This window comes from Pseudomonas parafulva (genome assembly GCF_000800255.1).
Taxonomy (GTDB): domain Bacteria; phylum Pseudomonadota; class Gammaproteobacteria; order Pseudomonadales; family Pseudomonadaceae; genus Aquipseudomonas; species Aquipseudomonas boreofloridensis.
Genome location: NZ_CP009747.1, coordinates 1,885,940 through 1,911,801 on the forward strand (window position 1 = coordinate 1,885,940; position 25,862 = coordinate 1,911,801).

The 25,862-nt window shown below is 64.9% G+C and carries 20 protein-coding genes, 1 pseudogene and 1 riboswitch; of the genes and pseudogenes, 13 read left to right on the plus strand and 8 right to left on the minus strand.

Going from position 1 to position 25,862, the window contains the following annotated elements; all coding sequences use genetic code 11:
* Nucleotides 1–94: 94 nt before the first annotated feature.
* Nucleotides 95–6,448 carry a non-ribosomal peptide synthetase gene (locus NJ69_RS08315; protein WP_039577996.1) on the minus strand — a complete coding sequence of 2,118 codons (6,354 nt, stop codon included), beginning with the start codon at nucleotides 6,446–6,448 and terminating at the stop codon, nucleotides 95–97.
* Between the two features lie 412 nt (nucleotides 6,449–6,860).
* On the opposite strand from NJ69_RS08315, the gene NJ69_RS08320 reads away from it, so the two are divergent.
* The 3 genes from NJ69_RS08320 to NJ69_RS22755 all read left to right on the plus strand — a co-directional run bounded on the left by NJ69_RS08320 (nucleotide 6,861) and on the right by NJ69_RS22755 (nucleotide 9,379).
* The gene (locus NJ69_RS08320; protein ID WP_039577998.1) at nucleotides 6,861–7,625 is read left to right on the plus strand and encodes a helix-turn-helix transcriptional regulator; all 765 of its coding nucleotides are present in this window, start codon (nucleotides 6,861–6,863) and stop codon (nucleotides 7,623–7,625) included.
* 17 nt (nucleotides 7,626–7,642) lie between these two features.
* A complete protein-coding gene (locus NJ69_RS08325; protein WP_039583189.1) occupies nucleotides 7,643–9,061 on the plus strand; it encodes an efflux transporter outer membrane subunit in 1,419 nt (472 codons plus the stop codon).
* A 144-nt stretch (nucleotides 9,062–9,205) separates the two neighbouring features.
* Entirely contained in the window at nucleotides 9,206–9,379 is a 174-nt protein-coding gene (locus NJ69_RS22755) for a hypothetical protein (RefSeq protein WP_167335966.1), read from the plus strand.
* 15 nt (nucleotides 9,380–9,394) lie between these two features.
* On the opposite strand, the gene NJ69_RS08335 is transcribed toward NJ69_RS22755, so the two are convergent.
* Complete coding sequence (locus NJ69_RS08335; RefSeq protein ID WP_280790899.1) at nucleotides 9,395–10,165, minus strand: TraX family protein; 771 nt, start codon at nucleotides 10,163–10,165, stop codon at nucleotides 9,395–9,397.
* Nucleotides 10,114–11,202, minus strand: a complete 1,089-nt coding sequence (locus NJ69_RS08340) for a metal-dependent hydrolase (protein WP_039578003.1) — start codon at nucleotides 11,200–11,202, stop codon at nucleotides 10,114–10,116. Before NJ69_RS08340 ends, NJ69_RS08335 begins: the two co-directional genes overlap by 52 nt.
* Before the next feature lie 192 nt (nucleotides 11,203–11,394).
* Here NJ69_RS08340 and NJ69_RS08345 point away from each other — a divergent pair, with 192 nt between their 5' ends.
* Complete coding sequence (locus tag NJ69_RS08345) at nucleotides 11,395–12,279, plus strand: alpha/beta hydrolase (protein WP_039578006.1); 885 nt, start codon at nucleotides 11,395–11,397, stop codon at nucleotides 12,277–12,279.
* A gap of 13 nt (nucleotides 12,280–12,292) precedes the next feature.
* On the opposite strand, the gene NJ69_RS08350 is transcribed toward NJ69_RS08345, so the two are convergent.
* Nucleotides 12,293–13,024 (minus strand): hypothetical protein, encoded by a 732-nt coding sequence (locus tag NJ69_RS08350; protein WP_029613507.1) that lies wholly within the window; start codon nucleotides 13,022–13,024, stop codon nucleotides 12,293–12,295.
* A 160-nt stretch (nucleotides 13,025–13,184) separates the two neighbouring features.
* A riboswitch (cobalamin riboswitch) is annotated at nucleotides 13,185–13,401 on the plus strand.
* A 97-nt stretch (nucleotides 13,402–13,498) separates the two neighbouring features.
* Here NJ69_RS08350 and NJ69_RS08355 point away from each other — a divergent pair.
* The 6 genes from NJ69_RS08355 to NJ69_RS08380 all read left to right on the plus strand — a co-directional run bounded on the left by NJ69_RS08355 (nucleotide 13,499) and on the right by NJ69_RS08380 (nucleotide 19,699).
* Nucleotides 13,499–13,684, plus strand: a complete 186-nt coding sequence (locus NJ69_RS08355; RefSeq protein ID WP_039578008.1) for a CbtB domain-containing protein — start codon at nucleotides 13,499–13,501, stop codon at nucleotides 13,682–13,684.
* Between the two features lie 10 nt (nucleotides 13,685–13,694).
* Nucleotides 13,695–14,387: a CbtA family protein gene (locus tag NJ69_RS08360; RefSeq protein WP_039578011.1), complete on the plus strand. Its 693-nt coding sequence runs from the start codon at nucleotides 13,695–13,697 to the stop codon at nucleotides 14,385–14,387.
* Nucleotides 14,387–14,785, plus strand: coding sequence for a cobalamin biosynthesis protein (locus tag NJ69_RS08365; protein WP_039578013.1), 399 nt, complete (start codon nucleotides 14,387–14,389; stop codon nucleotides 14,783–14,785). Before NJ69_RS08360 ends, NJ69_RS08365 begins: the two co-directional genes overlap by 1 nt.
* A 28-nt stretch (nucleotides 14,786–14,813) precedes the next feature.
* Entirely contained in the window at nucleotides 14,814–15,566 is a 753-nt protein-coding gene (cobM, locus tag NJ69_RS08370; protein WP_039578022.1) for a precorrin-4 C(11)-methyltransferase, read from the plus strand.
* A 253-nt stretch (nucleotides 15,567–15,819) separates the two neighbouring features.
* Entirely contained in the window at nucleotides 15,820–16,434 is a 615-nt protein-coding gene (locus NJ69_RS08375; RefSeq protein ID WP_039578027.1) for a response regulator transcription factor, read from the plus strand.
* 10 nt (nucleotides 16,435–16,444) lie between these two features.
* A complete protein-coding gene (locus NJ69_RS08380; protein WP_039578029.1) occupies nucleotides 16,445–19,699 on the plus strand; it encodes a transporter substrate-binding domain-containing protein in 3,255 nt (1,084 codons plus the stop codon).
* Here the strand turns inward: NJ69_RS08380 and NJ69_RS23140 are convergent.
* From NJ69_RS23140 to NJ69_RS08390, 3 genes and pseudogenes are all read right to left on the minus strand, one after another.
* Nucleotides 19,674–20,168, minus strand: coding sequence for a methyl-accepting chemotaxis protein (locus NJ69_RS23140; protein WP_432416635.1), 495 nt, complete (start codon nucleotides 20,166–20,168; stop codon nucleotides 19,674–19,676). The two genes, NJ69_RS08380 and NJ69_RS23140, sit on opposite strands and share 26 nt — an antisense overlap.
* 42 nt (nucleotides 20,169–20,210) lie before the next feature.
* Nucleotides 20,211–21,068, minus strand: a pseudogene (locus NJ69_RS23145) (PAS domain-containing protein); the annotation flags it as partial.
* A gap of 38 nt (nucleotides 21,069–21,106) precedes the next feature.
* Nucleotides 21,107–22,126 (minus strand): LacI family DNA-binding transcriptional regulator, encoded by a 1,020-nt coding sequence (locus tag NJ69_RS08390; RefSeq protein ID WP_029613503.1) that lies wholly within the window; start codon nucleotides 22,124–22,126, stop codon nucleotides 21,107–21,109.
* Between the two features lie 196 nt (nucleotides 22,127–22,322).
* On the opposite strand from NJ69_RS08390, the gene NJ69_RS08395 reads away from it, so the two are divergent.
* The 3 genes from NJ69_RS08395 (at nucleotide 22,323) to NJ69_RS08405 (ending at nucleotide 24,708) form a co-directional block, all read left to right on the plus strand.
* Nucleotides 22,323–22,862 carry a gluconokinase gene (locus NJ69_RS08395; protein ID WP_039578034.1) on the plus strand — a complete coding sequence of 180 codons (540 nt, stop codon included), beginning with the start codon at nucleotides 22,323–22,325 and terminating at the stop codon, nucleotides 22,860–22,862.
* Between the two features lie 106 nt (nucleotides 22,863–22,968).
* The gene (locus NJ69_RS08400) at nucleotides 22,969–24,321 is read left to right on the plus strand and encodes a GntP family permease (RefSeq protein WP_029613501.1); all 1,353 of its coding nucleotides are present in this window, start codon (nucleotides 22,969–22,971) and stop codon (nucleotides 24,319–24,321) included.
* 84 nt (nucleotides 24,322–24,405) lie between these two features.
* Entirely contained in the window at nucleotides 24,406–24,708 is a 303-nt protein-coding gene (locus tag NJ69_RS08405; protein ID WP_029613500.1) for a hypothetical protein, read from the plus strand.
* Nucleotides 24,709–24,758: 50 nt separating this feature from the next.
* Here NJ69_RS08405 and NJ69_RS08410 read toward each other — a convergent pair whose 3' ends face one another.
* Nucleotides 24,759–25,685 carry an alpha/beta fold hydrolase gene (locus NJ69_RS08410; protein WP_039578036.1) on the minus strand — a complete coding sequence of 309 codons (927 nt, stop codon included), beginning with the start codon at nucleotides 25,683–25,685 and terminating at the stop codon, nucleotides 24,759–24,761.
* Nucleotides 25,686–25,862 lie beyond the last annotated feature (177 nt).

The window sequence follows — 25,862 nt, forward strand, 5'->3', positions numbered from 1 at the left end:
GTGACGGACGGCCGCAGCGTCGCGCCGCAGCCCCCGCCCGGTCAAGCACAGTGGCGCGTCATTTGGCCGACACAGTAGCGCCAACCTGAGGCAATCAAAGCCTGCGCCTAGCCTTGAGGCCGGGGATCGTGGTGGCCGCGATCTGCACCTCGGCGCGTGGCTGGCCGGCACTGGCCGCCAGTGCGGCCAGGGTCGGCTGACGGAACAACAGGCGGGCATCGGCCTGCAGCCCGGCTTGACGCATCCGCGCCACCACATTCACCGCCAACAGCGAATGACCGCCCAGCTCGAAGAAATTGTCGTCGCGGCCCACCTGTTCGACCTTGAGTACCTCGCTCCAGATGTGCGCCAGGGTGCACTCCAACTCCCCGCGTGGTGCCTCGAAAGCACGCGTGATCAGGGCTTGCGGGCCGGGTTCGGGCAGCGCCTTGCGGTCGATCTTGCCGTTGGGGCTCAACGGCATTTCGTCTAGCGCGACGAAAGCCGCAGGCACCATGTACGCCGGCAGCCGTGCCAGCAAATGATTGCGCAGCACTTCGAGCGACGGCGCGCACTGCCCTTCGCGGCAGGTAAAGTAGGCCACCAGGCGCTCATCGCGCACCCGTACCGCGCTCTGACCCAGCGCCGGATGCGCGGCCAGCAGGGCCTCGATTTCGCCCAATTCCACACGCAATCCGCGCAGCTTGACCTGAAAATCGTTGCGACCGATGAACTCCAGCTCGCCGTCTTCACGCCAGCGGGTCAGATCGCCCGTGCGGTACAGGCGGTCGCCCTGGACGAAAGGACTGGCGATGAAGCGGTCGGCTTCCAGCGTTGGCAGCCCGAGGTAGCCGCGGGCCACCCCAATACCCCCGATCAACAGCTCTCCCACAACGCCCTTGGGCACCGGCCGGCCATGGGTATCGACCACGTAGAGGCGGGTATTGGCGATCGCACGGCCAATCGGCGGTGCCACCGACGGCAAGGGTTGATCAGGTTCCAAGGTCCAGGCGGTGCTGTCCACCGTGGCCTCGGTAGGGCCATAGACGTTGTGCAGGCGCACCTGGGGCAGGCGCTCGCGCAGCAGCGTGGCCAAGGCCAGGGTCAGCTCGCCGCCGCCGCAGAAGATGTCCCTCAGGCTGGTGCATCGCTCCACGCCCGCTTGTTCGAGGAAGACATGCAGCAGCGCCGGTACGAACTTGACCGTGGTTACCTGGCGGTCCTGGATCAATTGCATCAGGTAGTGCGGGTCGCGGTGCCCGTCCGGGCGCGGCAGCACCAGGCGCAGCCCGGCGCACAGCGGCCAGAACAGCTCCCAGACCGAGCCGTCGAAGCTGAACGGCGCCCGCTGCAGCAGCGCGTCGCCGGGCCGTGGCGGACACAGCGTCGAGCTCCAGTGCATCAGGTTACCCAGGCCGCGGTGCTCGACCATCACCCCCTTTGGCGTGCCGGTGGAGCCTGAGGTGTACATCACATAGGCCAGGTTCGACGCGCTCAAGGCCACCTCAGGCGCCTGCTTCGACTGCGCCTGCCAGGCCGGCAGGTCGAGATCGACCAGCGCCACCGCCTGCGCCTCGAACAAGCCACGGGTCGCGGCCTGGACCAGCACGGCCACAGGCGAACTGTCCTGCACCAGATAGCGCAGGCGCTCGTCCGGGTATTCAGGATCGAGCGGCACGTAGGCCGCCCCAGCCTTGAGCACGCCCAGCAGGCCTACCAGCAACGGCAGGCCGCGCTCGAGGCATACACCGACACGGCTGTCGGGCTTCACCCCGAGGCCAATCAGATGATGGGCCAACTGGTTGGCCTGCTCGTCGAGCGCGCGGTAAGTCAGCGTGGCCTCGTCGGTCTGCAAGGCGATTGCCTCAGGCGTACGCCGCACTTGCGCCTCGAACAGCGACGGCAAGGTTCGACCCCGCAGTGCGTGGGCTTGCGCAGTATCGTTGAAGTCCTCCAGCAGCTCCCGTCGTTCGCCCGGCGGTACGCAGCACAGCCGCTCGAGGGGTTGCGAACTGTCCTGGTCGAGCGCCTCGCACAGCACCTCCAAGGCATGCTGCAGATACGTCAGCACTCGGCTGGCGCCCAGCGCCTGGGGCGCACGCACGCCCAGCCGCAGGCTGTCGTGCTGATCGTCCACCGACAGCACCAGGGCGTGACTCTGCACCTCGCTGGCCTCCAGGAGTTGCGCGCCGGGCAGCGTCGTCTGTTCGCGGGTCAGCCCATGGCGGAAATTGATCAGGCTGTTGAACAGCGGCACACCCGCAGGCAGACCACTGCACTGCTGGGCCAGCGAAAGCGGTGCGTCCTCGTGCTCCAACAAGGCAGCCAATGCGCCTTGAGTGTCACCCAGCGCCTGGGCCACGCTGCGTCCGGCCAGGTGCAGGCGCAGCGGCAAGCTGTTGACGAACATGCCCAGCGCGCGATCGGCGCCCTCGCCGGCCATCATCCGGCCCAGCAGCACCGTGCCGGTCACCACCTCGTCACGCCCGGCCAGCGCACCGAGGACCTGGGCCCAGGCCAGGTGCAACAGGCTGGGCAACCCGACGTCGTGCTGCCTGGCCAAGCGTCGCAGGCTCCCGTTCAGCCTACCGGACAGCGGCTGTTCGAGGCTTTCCAACGTTTGCGGCGACACATCGTGCGTCGGCATGCCTGGCAAGGATGGCGGCGCCTCGACCCCTGCCAGCAGCGCGCGCAGGAACACCTCGTGCTGCGCCTGGCGCGCCTCGGCGCCGCTGAGTGCGACGTAGTTGCGGTAAGGCACGGGCGTTGCCAAAGCCTGTTGTGTGCCGCTCAGCACGGCGCGCAACTCGCCCAGCAGCACCTGTACCGAGACGGCGTCGTTGACCAAATGGTGGAAGCGCAGCAAGCCCAGCCAGCGCCCGTGCTCGACGTCCTCGGTGCCGGCCAGCGCCATCATCGGGGCGTGGCGCAGGTCCAGGGAACGTTGCGCGGTGGCGAAATGCGCGCGCAACTGCCCAGCCGCGTCGTGGGAGGCGATCTGCAGGACTTCCACGGGCAGGCGAGCCTCACGCCACACCACCTGCTGCGGCTGCTCCAACCCGTCCCAGTACAGGCTGGTGCGCAGAATGTCGTGGCGCTCGACCACGTGCTGCAACGCCTGGGCGAAGGCCTCGAAGCCGGCGCGGTCGGCGAAGGTGAACAAGGCCTGCTGCTGGTAGGGATCGTCGCCGCCACGCAGGTGGTGATAGAGCAAGCCTTGTTGCAGCGGTGCCAGCGGGTAGATCTCCTGAACGTTGGCGGCGCCTCCCGGTACGGTGGCGACGATCAGGTCGACCTGGGCCTGATCCAGGCGGGCAAGGCTCAACAATTGCGGGGTTATGCGGGTGCAGCCGCGGGGTACGCGGTTCCCGGCGACCTCGATCACACCTGCCTGACTGGCGGCTGCAAGGCTCGCCAAGGTCGGCTGCCCGAACAGCACCTGGACATCGGCGCGCAGGCCCTGCTGACGCATGCGCTCGACCAGTTGCACCGCCAGCAACGAGTGGCCGCCAAGCTCGAAGAAGTGATCGTGTCGGCCGATAGCGGGTACGCCAAGCAGTTCGCTCCACAGCGCCGCCAGACGCTCTTCCACATCGCCGCGCGGCGCTTCGTGGACGCGGCGCACCCAAGCGTCCTGGCCCAACGCCGGCAGCGCGCGACGGTCGAGCTTGCCATTGGCGGTCAGTGGCCACTGCTCCACACGCTGATAACCCGCGGGTAGCAAGGCCGGTGGCAGCATGGCGCGCAGGTGCTCGTGCAAGTCGCCCGGGGTTGGCGCATCGCCGATGAACCAGGCCTGCAACTGCTCGTCGCGCAGCAGCACCACCGCTTCGTGCACCTGCTCATGGCTGGCCAGCGCGGCCTCGATCTCGCCAAGCTCCACGCGCACTCCACGGATCTTCACTTGATCGTCGTTGCGTCCCAGGTATTCCAGGGCGCCGTCGTCACGCCAGCGCACCAGATCCCCCGTGCGGTACATTCGCGCTCCGGCCCGAGAGCTGAACGGATCAACCAGGAAACGCTCGGTGCTCATCGGCTCGCGTCCCAGATAGCCGCGAGCAACACCCAGTCCGCCGACGTACAGCTCTCCGGGTACGCCAATCGGCAGCAACCGTCGCTGAGCATCCAGGACGTACAACTGGGTGTTGGCGATCGGGCCGCCGATGTGCAGTGCAGCGCCGGCGGTGACCCGCCCGGAACTGGCCACCACCGTTGCTTCGGTGGGGCCGTAGTTGTTGATCACTGCATAAGTTCGCTCACACGACAGCGTGCGCAGGCGGTCTCCACCAATCAGCAGGGTGCGCAGGGTCGGATGATCTGGCTGCGTGAAGGCGTATTCGGCCACGGGGGTCGGCAGGAAGCTCACCTGCAGCGGCTGGGCACGCCACCAGCGCAGCAGCGCGTCGAGATCCTCGCCTGCTTCACCGACCGGTGCCAAGTGCAGGGTGGCGCCCGCGCACAGGGCGGGCCAGATTTCCCAGGCCATCGCATCGAAGCCGAAGCCTGCCAAGCTCGAGGTGTGCGTATCCACCGTCACATCGAAGGCGGCGCAATGCCAATCGACCAGATTGGCAAGCATCTGGTGTTCGACCATCACCCCCTTGGGCTGCCCGGTCGAGCCGGAGGTGTAGATCACATAGACCAAGCTGTGGGAATCAAGGCCGGCGACGCTAGGGTTATCCAGTGCGCCCTCAGGCAGCGGGCAGTCGTCCAGCATGATCACCGGTACGTCGTGGCGTGGCAGATGCTCGAGCTGTCGGCGTTGGGTCAGCAGCGCCACCGGCGCGCTGTCTTCGAGCAGATAAGCCAGGCGCTCGCGAGGATGCGCCAGATCGATCGGCACGTAGGCTGCTCCGGCCTTGAGCACGGCCAACAGCCCCACCAGCGTGTCGAGTCCGCGCCGCGCCAGCACGGCCACCCGCTGCTCGGGCTGCACGCCTTGGGCGATCAAGCGCCAGGCCAGGGCGTTGGCCCGCTGGTTCAGTTCGCCGTAGCTCAGCGATTGCCCCTGATGGACCGCAGCCAACGCGTGCGGCCGCTGTGCGGCCTGGACTTCGATCCGTCGATGGACACAGGGTTCGCCTATCGGCTGCTGCGTCGCGTTCCAGTGACGTAGCCGATCATGTTCATGGGCGGTGAGCAGGTCGAAATCGGCAACCGTCAGCGTGGGCGTTCGCAGGCCTTGATCGAGCACATGCATCAAGCGCTCGCCCAAGGCGTGGGCCTCATCGGCCGAAAGCCAGGCACGGTGATGCACCAGGTGCAACCAGGCTTTGTCGGTGTGCCGGTTGCTGCGCAAATGGATGGCCAGCGGCGTGGATTCGTGGCTATTGGACACCTTGACCGTGTGGCCGCTGGCGGCGCCAAAGCGGTAATCATGATCGTCCTGTTCGTAGGACACCGACACTTCGAACAACTGGCGGCGCTCTTCGCCCAGCAGACCCAGCGCTCGATTCAGTTCGCTGACCGGCAGACGCTGATGGCGGAAATCCTGGCGCAGGGTATCGCGGATGGCCGCGATCAGCTCGGCGAAGGACAGGCTCGCAGAGAACGCCAGCGGCACCGCGCTGACCTGAACGAAGGTGCCCAGGGTGGTCTTGAACCGCGCCCCACCCCGATTGAGTATCGGCAGCCCCACCACCCAGTCCTCGCGCTGGCCGCTGCGCGTGAACAGCACATGCAGCGCCGCCAGCAACACATGAAACGCCGAGGCCTTGTGGGTCTGCGCCAGTTGTTGCATGCGTGCGTGCAGGCTCGCGGGAAACGCCTGCACGCAGGTGCGTGCCGGGGCTTGGTCGGTGGCGCGGCGGTGATGATGACGCGCGGCCAGCAAGGGTTCGGGCACCTGCGCGAAGCGGGCCAGCCAGTAGTCGCGGTCGCGTGCCAGGCGGGGCGAATGGCAATAGTGGTGATCCTCGTCGATGAACGCCGAGTAACAGGTGTGCGCGGCCGGCGGCGAGGTGCCGTCGACCAGCGCTGTGTAATGTTCGCCCAGCGTCTTGATCAACTGCGCGAAGCCCCATCCATCGACGAGCAAATGGTGTGCATGGCTGGCCAGCCAATGGCGGTCCGGCGCCAGACGCAACAGGGTGAACGTCAACAGCGGGCTGCCGTCGAAGCGATAGGTGTGCTGCATGTACGCCTGTACCCACGTGAGCGCGGCAGCGGCGGGATCGGTTTCTGCGGACAGATCCAGCATTGGCAACTCGATGGCTTCAGCTTCACCGGCGGGCGCGAAGCGCTGTAGCGGCAAACCCTCGGCACCGGCGTCGAGCAGCAACTCGGTACGCAGTACCGGATGGGCCGCCAACAAGGCCCGCAAGGCCAGGTGCAGCTGGTGCGGTTGCAAGCCACCGCGCAGGTCGATGTACCCACCGATGGTGTAGAGCGGCGAGTCACCTCGACTCAACTGGTCTAGCCAGATGTCGCGTTGAGCACTGGTCAGTGGGTAAGTATCGGCGGCAGGCATGGGCTGGGAGGTCCTTCTCCGTTGTTCGTCGGTCGATTCAAGCACCCTCCCCCTGCGACGTATGGCCCATTAAACCCGGACACCGGCGGGATAAGCGCAATTTGCGGATTCTTCTGTAGGACATTGGCTATTTGTCCGCCGCCGAGATCACTTACCCGTCCGCACTTAGCCTGGAAACGTGTTGCGATCATCGGCATTTTGACGCCAATTTGCTGACCATTACCACGCAAACGTTTTACTCCACCTGAAACCGCTCGCCAATTCGCCGCTTATCGGTGCCATTTTCTGTCCCCGGTTTCCACTACAGACGCGACCTGCACCGCCGGTCTTGAATAGCGCCGCCTTCGCTCGGGCAGCTTCTGCGCCGGTGGGTGACTCTTCGGTGTGGTACACGAATCAAGGATGAACAGACATGAAACTCGACCCCCGCCGCCTGAGGCCGCACGATGCGCGCCTCTATCTGCAACTGGGTGAACTGATCGCCAGTGCCAGCGAGCCTGACTTCGCCGGTCACATGCTGCGATTCGTCGACGGACTCGTGCCGGTGCACCGGCTCGACCTGAGTGAGTGGACGATCGACAGCCGCCAGGGCTGCGTCGAGCGGACCAGGATGCTGGGCAGTGCCGGGGCGAGCGACGCGCTCTGCTCGGCAACCCCCACCGGTCTTGCCTTGCTGCAGGACATCGTGCAGATGAAAGACCCGCTGCTGATCCAGCACAAGCGTTCACAGCGCAAGGGCAGCGCACACCAGCCTCTGCATCAGTGCAAGCTGGTGTCGCGCAGCGGTGACCGGCGCTGGGTGATCGGCTTTCATCGATCGCCCAGCCAACGCGCCTTTTCGCTCACTGAGCTGTCGCTGCTCAAGCGTCTGGCCGACACTCTGCTGCCCTTGCTGGAGTATCACGCGCAGCGCCTGACACCCGGCGCCGACGAGGACTCGGACAGTGCCGACCTATTGCGTCAGGGCTTCGACGAGCGTCTGGCGCAGGAAGCAGTGCAGCTCTCCAGCCGCGAACAGCAGGTGTGCCTGGGCCTGCTGACCGGAGGCACCGTGCCGGAAATGGCGCAGCGGCTGAACGTGAAGAACAGTTCGGTGGAAACCTACCTCAAGCGCGCCACCGCCAAGCTCGGCGTCAGTGGACGCCACGGCCTGGCCCGATGGATGGCCGGCGCTTGAGCCAGACAGAGAACACCATGCTTAGATACCCTGCCGCCCTGCTCGTGTTGCTGCTCAGCGGCTGTACCCTCACGCCCGATTACCAGCGGCCACCCTCGCCCGTGCCAGCGCGCTTCGCCCAGACCGAGGCGGCCCCGGTCGAACCTGCCGTTTCTGATGACCGCCTGCGCGGCCAGGCGGTCTTTCGCGATCCGCTGCTGCGCGAGCTGATCGAACGCGCCCTGCGCGACAACCGCGACCTGCGCGTGGCGGCGCTCAACGTCCAGGCCTACCGTGCGCAATTTCGCCTCCAGCGCGCCGAGCAGTTGCCGCACCTCTCCGCCGATGCCCAAGGCCAGCGCCAGTACCTGCCACGGCGGATGACCGGCAGCGATGACGGCGCCATCAGCCAGACCTACTCCGCCACGTTGGGCCTGAGTGCATTCGAGCTCGACCTGTTCGGCCGCCTGCGCAGCCTTAGCGACAAGGCCCTGCTGACCTACCTGGCCAGCGAGCAGGCCCGCCGCAGCGTGCAACTCACCCTGGTGGCCAGCGTCGCCAGCAGCTACCTGACCTGGCGCGCCGACCTGGAATTGCTGGCGCTGTCACGCCAGACCCTGGAAGCCGATCAACAGCGCCTGCGCCTGACTCAAGGTCAGCGTCGTGCCGGCAGCGTGTCGGCCTTGCAGGTGCTGCAAGCCCAGACCCGCGTCGAGACGGGCCGTACGGCGGTTGCTCGCTACCAACGCCAGGTCGCCCAGGACGTCAATCAGTTGTCCCTGCTGGTGGGCTCAACGCTCGACGAGCGCCTGCCGGGCTTGCCGCTGGCGGCCGAACAGGTGGTCGAGCTACCCGCCGGGCTGCCCGACGACCTGCTGCAACGGCGGCCCGATATTCTCGAGGCCGAGTACCGTCTGCGCGCGGCCAACGCGGATATCGGAGCAGCGCGCGCCGCCTTCTTCCCTGGCATTCGCCTGACTGCCAGCGCCGGCAGTGCCAGTCGCGAACTCTCCGGGCTGTTCGACGGCGGCAGCGGCACGTGGCTGTTCCAGCCGCAAATCAGCCTGCCACTGTTCACCGCCGGCAGCCTGCGCGCGAGTCTTGATTATGCGCAACTGCAGAAAACACTCGAGGTGGCGCGCTACGAAAAATCCATCCAGACCGCGTTCCAGGAGGTGTCCGATGGTTTGGCTGCGCGCTCGACCTATCGTCGGCAACTGCTGGCGCAGCGCGACCTGGTGGACGCCACTCAGCGCTACTACGACCTGGCGAGCAACCGCTACCGGGCAGGAGTGGACAGCAGCCTGACCTTCCTCGATGCGCAGCGTTCGTTGTTCAGCGCGCGTCAGGGGCTGATCGATGATCGACTGGCACAGCTGCTCGCCGAGGTGAACCTGTATGTGGCCTTGGGCGGCGGGTGGGCAGTGGACGAACAGCACCGTCGGTCGGCCCCTTGAGCGTTCGCATGGACACTGCGGGTGTTGGCTGACTCACAGCCTATGAGGGCGGCCAATGGACTGCCCCTCACTCCTGTGTTGGCCTGCCTGCGGGCAGGCCTTTTTTCCAGCCTGCGGTACAGCGAGAGTCTCGAGGTGAATACCATGAACGACAAACACCGGATGGGTGGCGGCGATGCGCAGACCGAATGGCCTGACCTGGATCCTGAACAGCGCAACGACCGCGTCGACGACCCCGACGCGGCACCCGACCTCACCGACGATGACCAGGAAAAGCACCCCACCGTGCCACGTGTCGACCCTGACTCGGGCGCCTGAGCCCAACACCTGCCGTCACCCGGTGCCGGACACACGCATGATCAGCACCGCCTTGATCACCAGAAGATGCAACGGATAGAACCCGTAGGCCCAACGTCCTACAGGGCTGATGCGCCAGCGGTTGCACGCAAGCATTCGCCACCCAAGCGGAATCGCCAAGGCAGCGCTGGCCATTACCATCCATGTGAAGGGCTGTGCCAGATGCGAGGCCAGCCAACTGTTGGTCATGTTGCCGGCGATGGCCAACACCATCGGCAACACGAATCCCACCGGCAGTCCGTTCCACAGCAAAAGGCAACCGGCGGGCAGTAACACGCCCGGCAGCCCGTACATCAACCGATCACGGATTAGCCATGCCACCAGCACCGCCGAGACGGCTGCCAGCCGCGCCAGCCGTTGTGGATGATGCACGCCCCATGCGCAGAGCAGACCCAAGGTCAGCGTCGGCATCACGCTGAAGGTCGTTGTTTCCGTGTCCAGCCAGCGATAAGGCGGCTCCGAAAGCACGCAGAACGCCAGCATCCAAACCAGGTAGCGCGCATGGGTCGAGCGGTACAACTGCCCCGATGGCACGCGCATCACATGGCAGGCGATCACCAGACAGAACAACGGGAACGCCAGCCGACCGATGACGAACAGATCGACGGCCTCGGGCCACAGATAGCGCAGGTGATCGGCGACCATGCTGAGGATGGCCACCCACTTGATCAGGTCGAGCCCGGCCGAGCGCCCGTTCAGCGAGACACCCCGGACGCTGCCGCAGGCGTCATCGCCCGTGCCGTCCACGCCTGCAACGGCAGCGGCGGGTGCTGGTCGAGGATGCGCCGCCCGATCAGCGCCAGATCACCGCCGTTGAACATCGAAGTGCCATTGTCGCGCCAGCGCGACGGCGTTTCGACCTGCCACTGACCTTGTTCGTCGCGACGAGCCATGGCGAAGCGGAAATTGTAATTACCAGGAATCCCCATGCGCAGGTCGGTGACTACCAGCGTACTGCCGACCACGTCGTAGCGCAGCCAGTCATCGGTAAACCAGCGCAGACGCGTGTACAACGGGTCGTCCTGCAACACCTTGGCCAGCGGCGCATTCAGCGACAGGTAGTGCATCTCCGGCGGCTCGCGGTCGAACAGACTGCTCACCCCTTCGTAATAGCCGCCGTCCTCAGTCTTGGCCAGGACTCGCCAGAGCAGGTTGTTGAAAGCCATCGGCATGGCGCGAACTTCGCGCGGCGCCACGCCTTGCGCCTGCAAGGCCTGCTCGAAGCGCTGCTCGACGGTCATGCGCCCGGCCAGTCCGAAACCCAGGTACGCCGTGCTGAAGATCAACGCCGCCGTCATCAAACCCCGGGCTCTGCGCCCCGGCCCGCGCCAGAAGGCGTAAGCCACGGCCATCAGCAAGGGCAAGGTGTAGATCGGGTCGATGATGAACACGGCGGCCCAGCTCAGCGGCGTCAGTGTCAGCGGCCAGAACAACTGGGTGCCGTAGACCGTGAAGGCGTCCAGCAGCGGATGAGTGACCAGCACCAGCCAGAACGCCACGAACAGTCGCGGCCAGCGGTAGCCTGCGTCCGGCCTGCGGCGCTGACCGATCCAGGCCACCAGCCAGGCGAGCAGCAAGGCCACCCCGGTGAGGACGAAGATCGAGTGGGAAAAACCGCGGTGATAGGTCATCTGCGACACCGGATCGGCGTAGTGGATCACCACATCCAGGTCCGGCACAGTGGCCAATGCCGCGCCATAGACCAGCGCACGGCGTCCCTGCAGACGGCCGAGCAAGGTGCCCTGCAGCGCCGCGCCCAGTACAGCTTGGGTAATCGAGTCCACGATCAGCGTTCCATTGACAGTATCGGAGAAAGCTAACCCTCCTACGCCACTGCGAGCAAGGACCGGCCTGGCTGTTGTGCCGTGAGCGACACAGCTTGTAACCCTGTCGCCGAACCGCTCGGGGAAAATTTCCTACAGCCAGCAGCGAGGTTCTGCTAAAACGCTTCGGTGCCTTGTCCTGCGACCTTATTCATGACCGCAACCCTGTTCTCTCATCTCAAACGCCGCTGGTTCACCTGGCTGGCCGTGGCCCTGCTGGTGATCGGCCTGCCAGCGGGCTGCGCCGTGCTGCAACATAAAGAGCGTGAGCTGGTGTTTCGTATCGAACCCGGTCAAGCCAGCTGGTTCCATGGCCTGCCGGCTGGCGTACAGGAGCTGGACTTGCGTGCGCGCAGCTTCACCCAGGGGCAGAGCCTGCATGCCTGGTGGTGGCCTGCCAAACGCGCGGATGCACCGGCGATCCTTTATCTGCATGGCGTACGCTGGAACCTGACCGGCCAGTTGTTCCGCATCCAGCAACTGCATGCCATGGGTTATTCGGTACTGGCGGTGGACTACCGCGGCTTCGGCCAGAGCCGGGGCGGCCTGCCGTCGGAAACCACGGTCTACGAAGACGCGCGCATCGCCTGGGACCGCTTTGCCCAGCTGCAGCCGGTACCGGGCAAGCGCTTGATCTTCGGCCACTCGCTCGGTGGCGCCGTAGCGGTTGAACTGGCCTCCGAGCTTTCCCGGCAGGCCCGCAGTGACGGCACGCCAGTGCCCGCACGCGGCCTGATTCTGGAATCGACCTTTACGACACTTGGCGACGTCGCCGCAGCCGTGGCCAATACCAGCCTGCCGGTGCGCTGGTTGCTGTCGCAGAAGTTCGACTCGCTGGGCAAGATCGGCGAAGTCGGCCTGCCCGTGCTGCTGGTGCATGGCCTGGACGATCGCTACGTGCCGCCGCGCTTCAGCCAGGCCCTGTTCGACGCCGCCCAGGAGCCCAAGGCACTGCTGCTGGTGCCCGGCGCGACCCACAACAACAGCATGAGCCTGGCGGGCCAGCGCTATCGGCGCGCAATCGAAGCCTTGCTGTAGGGGCGCCTAGGGCTCATTGCACGGGCAGGAAATTCATCAGCAACAGGCTTTGGGCGTAGTTCAGGCCAATGCGCCGATAGCGCTCGTCGAGCATCTGCGCCAGCAGGTCCAGGCGCGCGACGATCTTGCCGAACTCCACGGCGAAACTCAGGTTGCTGCCCTCCTCGGAAATCTCGTTGGAGAACAACAGCAGCACGCCGTTGGCGTCCTGGCGTTGGCTGAGCATCCAAGTAGCCTTCTCGATGTTGCGCGCGGCGTTGTTGACGAACAATGGATCGATGGCGTCGGTCATGTAGAACTCGGTGCGCCCGCCATGGGCGGTCACCAGCATGCTGCCGATGGCATAGATGAAGGCGCCCACCCGGTCACCGCGAAACTCGGGACTCAAGGCATAGCTCAGGGCAGCCAGGTCACGGCGTTGGCCCAGTTGCGCCAGCGGCTGGCGCTGCTCGATGGCTTGGCGGATCTGCCGCTCGGCGGTGGCAGCGTCCAGGTAGCCGGACTGACGCCACTGGTTGGGGTTGCGCAGGTACAGCTTGTTCATCAGCAGATAGAGGCTCTGCAGGTTGTCGCGCATCGACAGGGTCGCCATGCGGTCGACGCTGGTCTGGAACAGTTCGCTGGGATGGCCATTGCCCAACTGGGTGAAGACATCCTGACCCTCCTGGCGAGTGCACGCGCACAGGGTGATCAACGTGCCCACCAGCAACAGGCGAGCGCCATGACGAAGAGCAGGAACAGGCATCGGCACCGTGGTCCGGGTCAGCGGCCAAGCCGGGAATCGGCGCAGCCAGGCCCTGCATAGAGCCTGCAAATGTAAAAAAGTGCGACGCCTGTGCACAAAGCCCGTCCATGGCGAGGGTATTTGGTAACAAGAATTGACGGCGCGCGCATGACCGTGATCTGCTTACACCCTTACGTCGGGTGCCCCTTGCAGGGGTGAAACGGGAAACCGGTGCGTCGAGGCCCATTCCAGGGTTCGATCAGTCCGGTGCTGCCCCCGCAACGGTAAGCGAGCGAGCGTCTGATCCACTGTGTCCAAGGCATGGGAAGGTGACGCTGCTGTTGGAGGCCTTGCTTCTGCTCGCCAGCCCGGAGACCGGCCCGACGTTCAGTCATCACACCCCGCGGTGGGCGGGCGCTGTTGCCGATTCCTGGACGTTGTCGCTCCGGGCTCGCCGCGCTTGCTGTCGCCATGAAAAAAGCAGAGGAATGCGTCATGTCCGTCACCAGCGCCAAACACAGCATTGCCACGCCCGTCAGTCTCAGCCAACGCCTGGTGGTCGCCATCGGTGCCAGTCTGCTGGGCCTGTGCCTGGTCTACTTCGCCGGGTTCTCGCACCTGGAAGCCGTGCATAACGCGGCCCACGACACCCGCCACAGCGCCGCCTTCCCTTGCCATTGAGGGCCCAGCGATGATTACGCGTATTGCCCGCACCGCAGGCTTCAGTGGCCTGCTCGCCGCCCTGCTGCTGACCCTGCTGCAGAGTTTCTGGGTAGCTCCGTTGATTCTTCAGGCCGAAACCTACGAAAGCGCAGCCCCGGCCGAACAGCATGAGCACGCTGCAGGCCAAGCCGTGCCTGCCCATGAGCACGACAGCGAAGCCTGGTCTCCGGAAGATGGCTGGCAGCGTGTGCTATCGACCACCGGCGGCAACCTGGTTGTGGCGGTCGGGTTCGCCTTGATCCTCGCCGCGTTGTACAGCCTGCGCGAGCCGGGGCGGGTCAGCACGGGCGCCCTCTGGGGCCTGGGCGGCTTCGCAGTGTTCTGCCTGGCACCGACGCTGGGGCTGCCGCCGGAGCTACCGGGCACGGCCGCTGCCGACCTGGGCCAGCGCCAGACCTGGTGGATCGGCACCGCAGCGGCCACAGCCGTGGGCCTGGCCCTGTTGGTGTTTGCCCGGCATTGGTTGTTCAAGGCATTGGGCGCCGCGCTGCTGGTCGTTCCCCACCTGATCGGCGCCCCTCAGCCCGAGGTACACGAGAGCCTGGCGCCCGAAGCACTCGAAGCGCAATTCAAGGTGGCCTCCTGGTTGACCAACGCGGCGTTCTGGATCGCGTTGGGCCTGCTTAGCGCCTGGCTCTACCGTCGCCCCGCCCAGGCCTGATGAGCGCGCTGTACGCAGGCTTCGGTTGCCGTCGGGGCTGCTCCGTAGAGGTGCTGGAGCACCTGCTACGGCGCAGCCTCGCGGCCCACGGCCTGGCCATCACGGCCGTGCGCGGAATCGCCAGTATTGCGTTGAAGGCCGATGAGCCGGGTCTCAGTGCGCTGTCACGGCGCCTGGCCCTGCCTCTGGTGTGCTACGACGCGCAACAACTGCAGCCCTTCCTGAACCAGCTCAGCCACCGCTCAGAAAGATCCCACAAAACCACGGGCTGCTGGGGCGTCGCCGAAAGCGCGGCACTGGCACTGGCACTGGCCGACGGTCATGGCGACCAGCCGCGCCTGCGCATTTCCCGCCAAGTGTTCGCTAGCGCTACCCTGGCAATTGCCTGCAACGGCTAGTGCTGCTTCTCCTACCCAAGGAAGTCTCATGACGGTCTACTTCATCGGGGCCGGCCCCGGCGATCCCGAGCTGATCACGGTCAAGGGCCAGCGCCTGATCCGCCAATGTCCGGTGATCATCTACGCGGGATCCCTGGTACCGGCAGCGGTGCTCGAGGGCCATAGCGCTCGCACCGTACTCAATAGCGCCGAACTGCATCTGCAGCAGATCGTCGACGCCATGCACGATGCCCACCAGCAAGGCCTGGACGTGGCTCGCGTGCACAGTGGCGACCCGAGCCTGTATGGGGCGATCGGTGAGCAGATACGCCATCTGCGCGAACTGGGGATCGACTACCAGATCATCCCGGGCGTCACCGCCACGGCCGCCAGCGCCGCCTTGCTCGGCTGCGAGCTGACGCTGCCCGACGTGGCGCAGACGGTAATCCTCACGCGTTACGCCGATGCCTCACCGATGCCCGCCGGCGAGCAGTTGGCTGACCTGGCACGGCATCGCAGCACGCTGGCGATCCACCTGGGTGTGCGTCACCTGCCGAAGATCGTCGCCGAACTGCTGCCGTATTACGGCGCCGATTGCCCGGTTGCCGTGGTCCACCGCGCCACTTGGCCGGATCAGGACTGGGTGCGCGGCACACTGGCCGATATTGTCGAGGGTGTGGCAGCGAAGGGTTTTCGGCGTACCGCGCTGATTCTGGTCGGCCATGTCTTGGGCGATGCACCGTTCTCTGAATCGGCGCTCTACCGGGCAGGCCACGCCCACCTCTACCGGCCGCTCGGCTGACCGGGGCCCTTCCCTGCCCAGGCCGCGTCCTACACGCTCGCGACAGCGCTCGCCGCGAGCGTCATCTCAATCCCACATCCTCAGCCGCTTTTGTAGGGAAGATCTACATCCTGTGGCGGCTTTTTCCACACGCCTATACTCGCCATTATCAAAGCGTTCTGATGGACGTATCGTGCGCGCAGCCAGATTGGCCCTACAGACGCATTCCTGGGTAATGCCAGGAACGAACATAAATTCTTACAGGAGCTTGCCCATGACCACCGTACTGATGGTCGATGATCACCCAACCGTCCGCCTGGCCGTGCGCATTCTGCTCGAGCGCGAACGCTTCGAGGTGGTCGGCGAATCCGGAAACGGGATCGAGGCCGTGCAAATGGCGCGTCAGCTCTCACCGAAGGTGGTGATCCTCGATATCGGTCTGCCGGGGCTGGACGGCATGGAGGTGATCAAGCGCCTGCAGATGCTGGAGCCGGCGCCGAAGATCATGGTCCTGACCGGGCAGTCTTCCGAGCTGTACGTACGCCGCTGCCTGGATGCCGGTATCGCGGCCTTCGTCAACAAAGACGAAGACCTCGACGCCCTGCTGTTCGCGCTCAAGGCCTTGGTCAAGGGTTATTCGACATTTCCGCAGATGTCGGTCAACAGCAACACACTGGAGTCGGAGACGGTGCGCCTGAACAGTCTGTCGAACCGCGAGATGGAAGTGCTGCGCCGGCTGTCACGCGGTGAGAACAACAAGTACATCGGCACCGCCATGAACCTCAGTGCCAAGACCATCAGCACCTACCGTGGCCGCATCGGCGACAAGCTCAAGACCGAGTCGCTGGTGGAAATGGTCGACCTGGCCAAACGCAACAACATCACCTGAGCCCGCGCCCATGACGCCCTGGCTGCGCGGATTGTTGCTGATACTGACGCTTACAGTGTCGGCAGCGGCCCTGGCGGACAGCCAGGCGCGACAACTGCTGGCCCGCTCGCTCAGTGCCAGCCCTGCGCTGGTATTGAGTCAGGACGATCGGCAATGGCTCGATGAGCGCAAGGTGCTGGTGCTGGGTAGCTCCCAGCCCGACTATCCACCGTTTGAAATCAACGTCAGCCCGCAGGACTACGAAGGCCTGAGCGCCGACTATGCCGGTCTGATCGGCGAGCAGTTGGGCATTCCGATCACGGTGCGGCGCTTCGCTAGCCGTACAGAGGCCATCGATGCACTACGGCGCGGCCAGATCGATCTGCTCGGCAGTTCCAACGGCTTCGAGGCGGAAGATGGCGGCCTTGCACTGAGCCATTCCTACGCCGACGATCTGCCGGTCATCGTGACCCGCCAGGACCGCCCTCAACTCGACGATCAAAGCCTGGCCGGAATGACCTTGGCCATGGTCGATCACTATGTGCCTGCCAGCACGGTGCGTGCGCTTTACCCCCAGGCTCGACTACAGCTCTACCGCTCGACCCAGGCCGGCCTGAGCGCCGTGGCGCTGGGCAGTGCCGACGCCTATATCGGCGATGCGATCAGCTCGGACTATGCCATCGGCCGCGCCTACCAAGGTCTGGTGCGCATCGATCACTTCGTGCCAACGCCTGCCGGCAGCTTCGCCTTCGCGTTGGACCAGCACAACGTCAGGCTGCTGAAGCTGGTCGATCAGGCACTGGAGCGCATTACCGATAGCGAACGCCTGAACATTCTGCGCCGCTGGTCCAGCGGCAACACCAGCCTGCTGCTGCAACGTCGACTGGCCACGCTCACTGCCGAGGAGCAACAGTGGCTGGTCACGGCGCCGACGCTGCAGGTGCTGGTCAATCCCAGCCTGGCGCCCCTGACCTTCAATGACAGCCAACAGCAGCCAACCGGCATCACCCTGGAAGTGCTCAAGCAGATCAGCCTGCGCACCGGGCTGCGCTTCGAAATCGTCGAACGCGATTCAGTGGCGGCCATGGTCGATGAGGTGGCAAGCGGCGCCGCACACATGGCCGGTGCGCTCGACTACAGTCGCGAACGCGCCTCGCGGGTGCGCTTCACCCGCCCTTATCTGATCAGCCCGACCGTGCGTGTTGTCCGCCGCAACGCACCGCTGACACAGCGCTTGGACGATCAGCGCATCGCCCTGGTGCGCGGCGCCTCCCCGCACGTGGCGCTGCTGCAACGCTACCCTGCGGCCAGGGTCATCGAGAGTGACAACGCGCTGACCATGATGGAGTCGGTGGCCAAGGGCGAAGCCGATGTCGCGCTCATCAGCCAGATCGCCGCGGCCTATTACCTCACCCACGTGTTCAAGGACAAGCTGCGCATCGCTGGCTTGCAAGACGACGAACAGTCCGTCGCTGCGTTTGCCGTGTCACCGGATCTGCCCGTGCTGCAATCGATTCTGGACAAGGCGCTGCTGAGCATTCCGCCGGACGAACTCGACCAGTTGATCAACCGCTGGCGCACCAGCACCATCGCCAGCGATAGCCTGTGGGGCAACTACCGTTCACTGGCCCTGCAAGTGCTGGTGCTGTCGGCGGTCCTATTGGCCGGCGTGGTGTTCTGGAATGGCTACCTGCGCAAGCTCATCCACCAGCGCAGCGAGGCGCAACAGGCATTGCAGACGCAGTTGACGCTCAGTCGCAGCTTGCTCGAGCAATTACGTGTGGCCAAGGAGGAGGCAGAGCGTGCAAGCCAGGCCAAGAGCAGTTTTCTGGCGATCATGAGTCACGAAATTCGCACGCCGATGAACGCCATCATGGGTCTGCTGGAACTGGCGCTGAACGATCACCGCGAAGGCCGCAGCGATCCGCAGGGCCTGCAAACCGCGCATGATGCAGCGCGTGGCCTGCTCGACCTGATTGGCGACATTCTCGATATTTCACGGATCGAATCCGGCCATATGACCTTGCAACGCGTTCCAGCCGACCTGGTCGAGCTGGTCAGGTCCGTGCTGCGTGCATTCGAGGCCAATGCACGCCTGAAGGGTCTGGCGCTGCAGGCCAGCCTGCCAGACGCGCCGACCTGGGTCAGCGTCGATGCGGTGCGCTTGCGCCAGATCATCGCCAACCTCATCAGCAATGCCATCAAGTTCACCGACCAGGGTCAGGTCGATGTCCGGCTCAGGACCGAACCCGACGCCGAGGGCTGGCTGCACGTCGAGCTGCAGGTGCAGGACAGTGGCATCGGCATCAGCCAGGCGGACCAGGCGCGGCTGTTCAAAGCCTTCGGCCAGCTCGACAGCCAGCGCGTACGTCACGGTGCAGGACTGGGCCTGATCATCAGCCGAACCCTGTGCCAGCTCATGGCAGGCGAACTGCATTTGCAGAGCCTGGAAGGCGTCGGCACGCGGGTCGAGGTCAGACTCAGGCTACAGAGCGCCACCCCCGTGCCCAGCAGCGGCTCAGACTTGCCCATCGAAGTCGTCGGTGGCAACCCCTTGCGCATTCTGGTGGCTGACGACTATCCCGCCAATCTCATGCTCCAGGAAAAGCAACTGCATAGCCTCGGCCACCACGTCAGCCTCGCGGAAAACGGTGAGGCGGCGTGGGTCCTGTGGCAAGCGGAGGATTTCGACGTGGTGCTGACCGATTGCAGCATGCCGGTGATGGACGGCCATGAATTGACGCGTCGCATCCGCGCCTTGGAGCGCGAACGCGGCCTATCGCCTTGCACCATTCTGGGGATCACGGCCAATGCCCAGGCCGAAGCGCGAGCGCAATGCCTGGCCGACGGCATGGACGACTGCCTGTTCAAGCCTATTGGCCTGCAACTGCTCAAGGCCCATCTGCCACAGGCGCCCGCGCGCGCATTGGATAGTCCGCAAAGCGGGTTTGACCTTTCTCAGTTGCGCCACCTGACCCAGGACGACGCCAGTCTCACCCGGCGCCTGCTCGAACAACTCGCACGCAGCACCGCCGAAGATCTCCAAGCCCTGCGCGCGCTCACACCCGACAGCGCGCCTGCCGAGCTGAAAGCGCTGGTCCATCGGATCAAGGGCGGCGCGCGCATGCTCAAGGTGCGTGGCGTGGTCCGCGACTGCGAGGCCTTGGAACAGGCCCTCGCCGATGACAGCCCCAGCGCCGAGCACCTACGGCGCCTGGAGACGAATCTGCAGGGGCTGGAGCTGGAACTGCGCCGAGGGCTCAATGCAATTGCAGGGTCGAACTGATCTGGCTGATGGCATCGACCACGTGCCGCGAGCCCTGCTGGATCTCCATGATCACTGTGCCGGCTTCATTGGCCAACTCAACGCCCATCCCCGTGCGTGACAGGCTCGACTGCATGCTGGCAACTGCAGTCAACGACAGATCCTGGTTCTGGCGCACCACCTCGACGATCTCCAGCGTCGCCTTGCTGGTGCGTGCCGCCAGGCTGCGCACTTCATCGGCGACCACCGCGAACCCTCGACCATGCTCCCCGGCGCGTGCCGCCTCGATGGCTGCATTGAGCGCAAGCAAGTTGGTCTGGTCGGCGATCCCGCGAATGGTCAACACGATCTGCCCGATCACCTGCGACTGTCGACTCACGGCATCGATGCTGCGCGCGGCGTCGTTGAGCTCGACGGAGATCTGTTCGATCACCTGCACGGCCTGCTGCACCACCTCGGTGCCCTTGCGCGCGCAAGCGTCGGTCTGCACCGAACTGGCATGGGCGGCCTCGGCTGCGCTCTGCTGGGTGCTGATCTGGTCGGTGATATCGCTGGCGAACTTGACCACCTTGTACAGGCGGCCCTTGCTGTCGAACATCGGGTTATAGGAAGCCTCCAGATACACTGTCCGGCCTTGTCTATCGATGCGCTCGAAGCGGTGGGAATGGTACTCGCCGCGGTTCAGCGATGCCCAGAACTGTCGGTACTGCTCCGATTCACGCTCATGGGGTTGGCAGAACAGACCATGGTGGCGTCCGACCACCTCATCGAGCTGATAGCCCATGGTGTCGAGGAAGTTCTGGTTGGCGGTGATCACCCGCCCTTCGGGGGTGAATTCGATGACCGCCATCGAGCGCCCGATGGCCTGGAGCAGGCTCTCGCGCTCATGGGATTCGCGGGAGCGCTGGGTGACATCGGCCGCCACTTTGATCACGCTGGTCACCTGCTGCTGCTCGTCGAGCACCGGCATGTAACTTGCCTCCAGCCACACCTCGCGGCCCGCCTTGTCGAGGCGCTCGAAGGTGCCGCTGATGGCCTTGCCCTGACTCAGTTCGTGCCACAGTTGCTGATACTCGGCACTCTTGGCGTACTCGGGTTCGCAGAACAGGCGATGATGCTGGCCGAGGATCTCGTCGACCGTGTAGCCCATCGCAGCACAGAACTTGGCATTGGCTTGGAGGATGACGCCGTCAACGGAGAACTCGATCATGGCCATCGACCGGCTGATCGCGGCCAGCTTGGCTTGCACCGCAGTCAACGCCTCCCGGCAGCGCTCGTTGTGCATCGAATCGGACTTGCGCTGAAAACCGAACATGCGCCGAACCTCCTTGTATGGGCGGGAATATGCAGAGCATATAACGGAATTGGCACCATGCAAGCGATGTGACATCGCCGTTTGTCCAGTGCCCCAACGACCGCAACGCGGGCTCACGAACTCTCCCGCACGACCAGTTCGAAACCCATGTCCTGGCGCTCATCGACCACGCGTTTTCCGTCGAGCAGGTTCAATAACGCCTGGGCAGCATGGCGCCCCACGGCGGCGCGCGGGGTTCGGATGGACGTCAGTCGCGGCACCATGTGCGCCGAGGCCGGCAGGTCATTGAAGCCGACCATGGCCACCTGCTGCGGCACCTCGATACCCTGGCGAAGGGCTTGCAACACAGCGCCTTGAGCCAGGTCGTCATTGCAGAAGAAAATCCCGTCCACCTCCGGCGCCTGTTCCAGCAGGCGACTGAACAATTCGCCGCCCAGGCCAATGGACGACGGTTGCGGATCGAGCACCTCCAGCGCCGGTGCGGCCAGCCCCGCTTCGCGCAGGGCCTGCCGGAAGCCCTCGGCGCGCTGCATCACCCTCGGGTCCAGCTGCGCCGCGATGAAGGCCAGACGCCGCCGACCACGGGCGATCAAATGCTCGGCGGCGGCGCGACCGGCGCACTGCTGGGAGAAACCCACCGACAAATCGCCCGGCTCACCGCCCAGTTCCATCATGTGCACGCAAGGCACGCCGCTGGCCGCGAGCATCTGCCGCGAGGCCTCACTGCGCTCGAAGCCGGTCAGCAGGATGCCGCAGGGCTGGTAGGCCAGATAATTGCGGATGAGGTTCTCTTCTTCGCCGACATCGTAGTGGTAATTGCCGATCAGCACTTCCAGGCCACGCGGACGCATCACCTCATGGATCGCTTCGAGGGTGTCGATGAACAACTGGTTGGACAACGACGGAATCAGCACCACCACCGAGTGGCTGCGCGCCGAAGCCAGGGCGCGTGCAGCGGGATTGGCCACGTAGCCCAGGCTCGCGGCCGCTGCCATGACTTTTTCCACCAACGCCGGGGCAACGGTGCTGACGCCGCGCAACGCGCGCGAAGCGGTGATCGGGGAAACCCCGGACAATCTGGCGACTTCGGCCAGGGTGGGACGACCGGTGGTGCGGGAGCCGATGCGGGTCATGGATGTTGTAATTTTACTACTTGCAAGAAGGGGGAACGGTCTCTAAGGTAGCGCTGTCTCAGGATGCAGGCAACGCCTCAATCGTTGCAGCAGTCCGAACTGCGTATCACAAAATCAATAACACCCGGGAGGGTGGCGCCTGCACCACTGCTCGTCGAGCGTGAGACAGCGCTGTCTTACCCCGCAGGAGGTACCGATGAACCCTTCCCTTTGCGCCATCGTGGTCATGGGCGTGGCAGGCTGCGGCAAAAGCTGCGTCGGCTCGGCCATCGCGGCCCGAAGCGGCGGTCGCCTGATCGAAGGCGATGCTTTCCACCCTGCCGAAAACATCCGCAAGATGAGCGCCGGTATTCCCTTGGACGACAACGACCGCGCCGGTTGGCTGACGCGCCTGGGCGAAGAACTGCAGGCCATCGTCAAGGCCGGCGAGCGCCCCATCCTCACCTGCTCCGCGCTCAAGCGCCGCTATCGTGAAACCTTGCGCCAGGCCATGCCGGGCCTGGGCTTCGTATTTCTCGAGCTGAGCCCCGAGGAAGCCGAGCGCCGCGTGCTGGCCCGCCCCGGCCACTTCATGCCCGCCAGCCTGATCGACAGCCAGTTCGCGGCCCTCGAGCCGCCTCACGGCGAACCCCTCACGCTTGCGCTGGATGCCACACGTCCGATCGCGGCGCTGGCCGAGCGTGTGAACGACTGGCTAAAGCCCTGCGGTGAGCGGAGCCTGGCGCGAACCGCCTGAATGCGGTTTTCCGGCTCACCAAAGATAGCGCTGTCTTGATGCCTTGCACTCAAGACCTACCCTGCTCCGCCACTACAACAACGACAAGACCGAGGCATAGACTCCCATGTTCGGACTGGCTACTGATACCTACCTGCTGCTCGACGCGCTGGTCACCATCGTCGGACTGATCCTGCTGATCACCCATTTCAAGGTTCACCCCTTCGTCGCCCTGACCCTGGCTGCCGGCTTTCTCGGCCTGACATCGGGCATGCCGGTGGCCAAGGTCATGAAATCGTTCCAGGACGGCTTCGGCGGCGTGCTCGGCTTCGTCGGCATCGTCCTCGCGCTGGGCACCATGCTCGGCAAGCTGATGGCCGACTCCGGCGGCGCCGACCAGATCGCGCAGACGCTGATCCGCGCCTTCGGCAAGCAAAAGGTGCACTGGGCGATGATGTTCGCCGCCTTCCTCGTCGGCATCCCGCTGTTCTTCGAGATCGGCTTCGTGCTGCTGATCCCGCTGGTATTCATCGTCGCGCGCCGCTCGGGCGTGTCGCTGGTGAAGATCGGCATCCCGCTGCTGGCGGGTTTGTCAGTGGTGCACGGCCTGGTGCCGCCGCATCCGGGACCGCTGCTGGCGATCGGCATCTTCCACGCCGATATCGGCAAGACCATCTTCTATGGCCTGCTGGTAGCACTGCCCACCGCCGTGATCGCCGGCCCGTTGTTCGGCAACTTCATTTCGCGCTACATCCCCGGCAACCCCTCCCAGGAACTGATGGACCAGATCGCCCGCGAATCGGACCAGAAGAACCTGCCCAGCTTCACCGTCACTCTGGTCACCGTGCTGTTACCGGTCGCGCTGATGCTGCTCAAGACCTTCGCCGACGTGGTGCTGCCGACCGACCATATCGTGCGCCAATGGATGGACCTGATCGGGCACCCGATCACCGCCCTGCTCGCTGCCCTGCTGCTGGCCTTCTACACCTTCGGTTCGGCGCGCGGTTTCAGCCGTCAGCAGATCATGAAGATGCTCGACCACAGCCTGGCGCCCACCGCAGCCATCGTGCTGATCGTCGGCGCCGGGGGCGGCTTCAAACAGATGCTGGTCGATACCGGCGTCGGCAACGTGATCGGGCAGATGGCGGTCCAGGCCGAAATCTCACCGATCCTGCTGGCCTGGCTGGTGGCCGCGGTGATTCGTATCGCCACCGGTTCAGCGACGGTAGCCACGATCACCGGCGCCGGCATCGTCGCGCCGGTGATCGAGCTGGTGCCTGGGGTCAACCGTGAGCTGCTGGTATTGGCCACCGGCGCCGGTTCGCTGATCCTCTCCCACGTCAATGACGCCGGCTTCTGGTTGGTCAAGCAGTACTTCAACATGACCGTCGCTGAAACCTTCAAGACCTGGAGCATGATGGAAACCCTCCTCTCGGTGGTCGGCATCATCTTCATCATGTTGCTGTCGACGGTTGTCTGACCGTCGGTCGGGATAATGGCACCTTGCCGCGCATGACAGGGCCCAAGGAAAACACGCCCTGTTCTGCGCAAAGGAGTTTGCCCCATGAAGCGATCCCTGACCCGTTCCTGCCTGATGGCTGCCCTGCTGTGCTCACCGCTGGCGATGGCCGTCGGCACTGGCACCACCTACCCGGACGACCCGCACAACCCAGGCCCTGCGCCTGGGGTGGACAGCACCCTCAATCCCATCCAGCAGCCCATGCCTCGGGACACCGACCCACGTGTGCCCAACGCCGAGAGCGAAAGCCCGTCGATCAAGCAAAAGGATGATGCTGACCTGCCAGGTATGGATCAAACCGGGTCAGAAGGCGCTGGCGCGCAGGGCGATGGCGGCGCCAATCGCTGAGTGGCATTGACGCGGTGCAATCCGCTACACCGCTGCCTGCCCAGCAATACTCACTCGTTGACGCGACGCAGTACTGGCGTGCCTTCATGGCGCGCCAGAATCCGCCCTATCTGCTCGGCCAAGGCTCGCTCAGGTTCATCGAGGTGAAAATGGTGCCCACCCGGGTACCACGACACCTGTGCATGAGGGGGCAAGGCGGATTTACGGCGGTTGAACACGGGGCCTGCACACATGCCCTGGCGGGCCAGAATCAGGTACAACGGGCAGTGAATCTGCTGGAGCAGTTTGCACGCCTCTTTCTCGGTCAAGGGCATGCTTTCCGGGAGCGCCAGTCGTTCATCATGGCGCCAGCGATAACCATCGCCCGTCTGCAGCAGGTCTCGCTGAGCCAGTAACCTGATTGCCTCCTCGGATACCTCAGCGCCCAATCGGTCGCGACGCTGTCCCATGGCTTGCTCGAGGTTCTCGAATCTACTGCCCGACAACGGCTCGGTGCTGCCCGCTTGGCTGCGCTGCACCATGCGCTTGAGCCGATAGGCGCGGGCCAGATGCGGCAGCCGCTCGCCCTCATCGACGGTGAAGGGAACTCCCATGCCATCGAGAAAGGTCATGCTGACGACAGTGCTGGTGAGCAGGGCGAGTATCGAGGCGATGCCACTGCCCATACCGTGCGCCACAACATGAAAAGGCCCAAGCCCCAGGCGATCGACCAATGCCAGAACATCTTCGGCATGCTCCCAGAGGTAGTACCCGCTGTCTTCGCGTCGATGATCGGAGCGACCGTGCCCAATCAGGTCAGGGGCCACGATGAAACAGTCCTCCATGAGCGGCGCCAGGCGCTCGAACGAGGCCGCGTTATCCAGCCAGCCGTGCAGCGCGAGCACCGGAATGGCTCCCTGCTCTCCCCACGTGCGGACTGCCATCTCGATACCGTTGAGGTCCAGCAGGTAATCCTTGGGCATGGACTGCGTAGGCATGGCGCGCTCCCTGGCATGGCCCGACGTCCGAAACAACGCGGGCGAGTGAACCACCTTGGACCATCAGGGCACTGGCCAAAGGCCCGAGCGCGACCGTCACTTAGGCAGACGCGACGCCGCCGGCTAGCTATTTACCGCTCAGGCGCACGCCGCGCGGTGTTCAATGCGGCCTCCTTC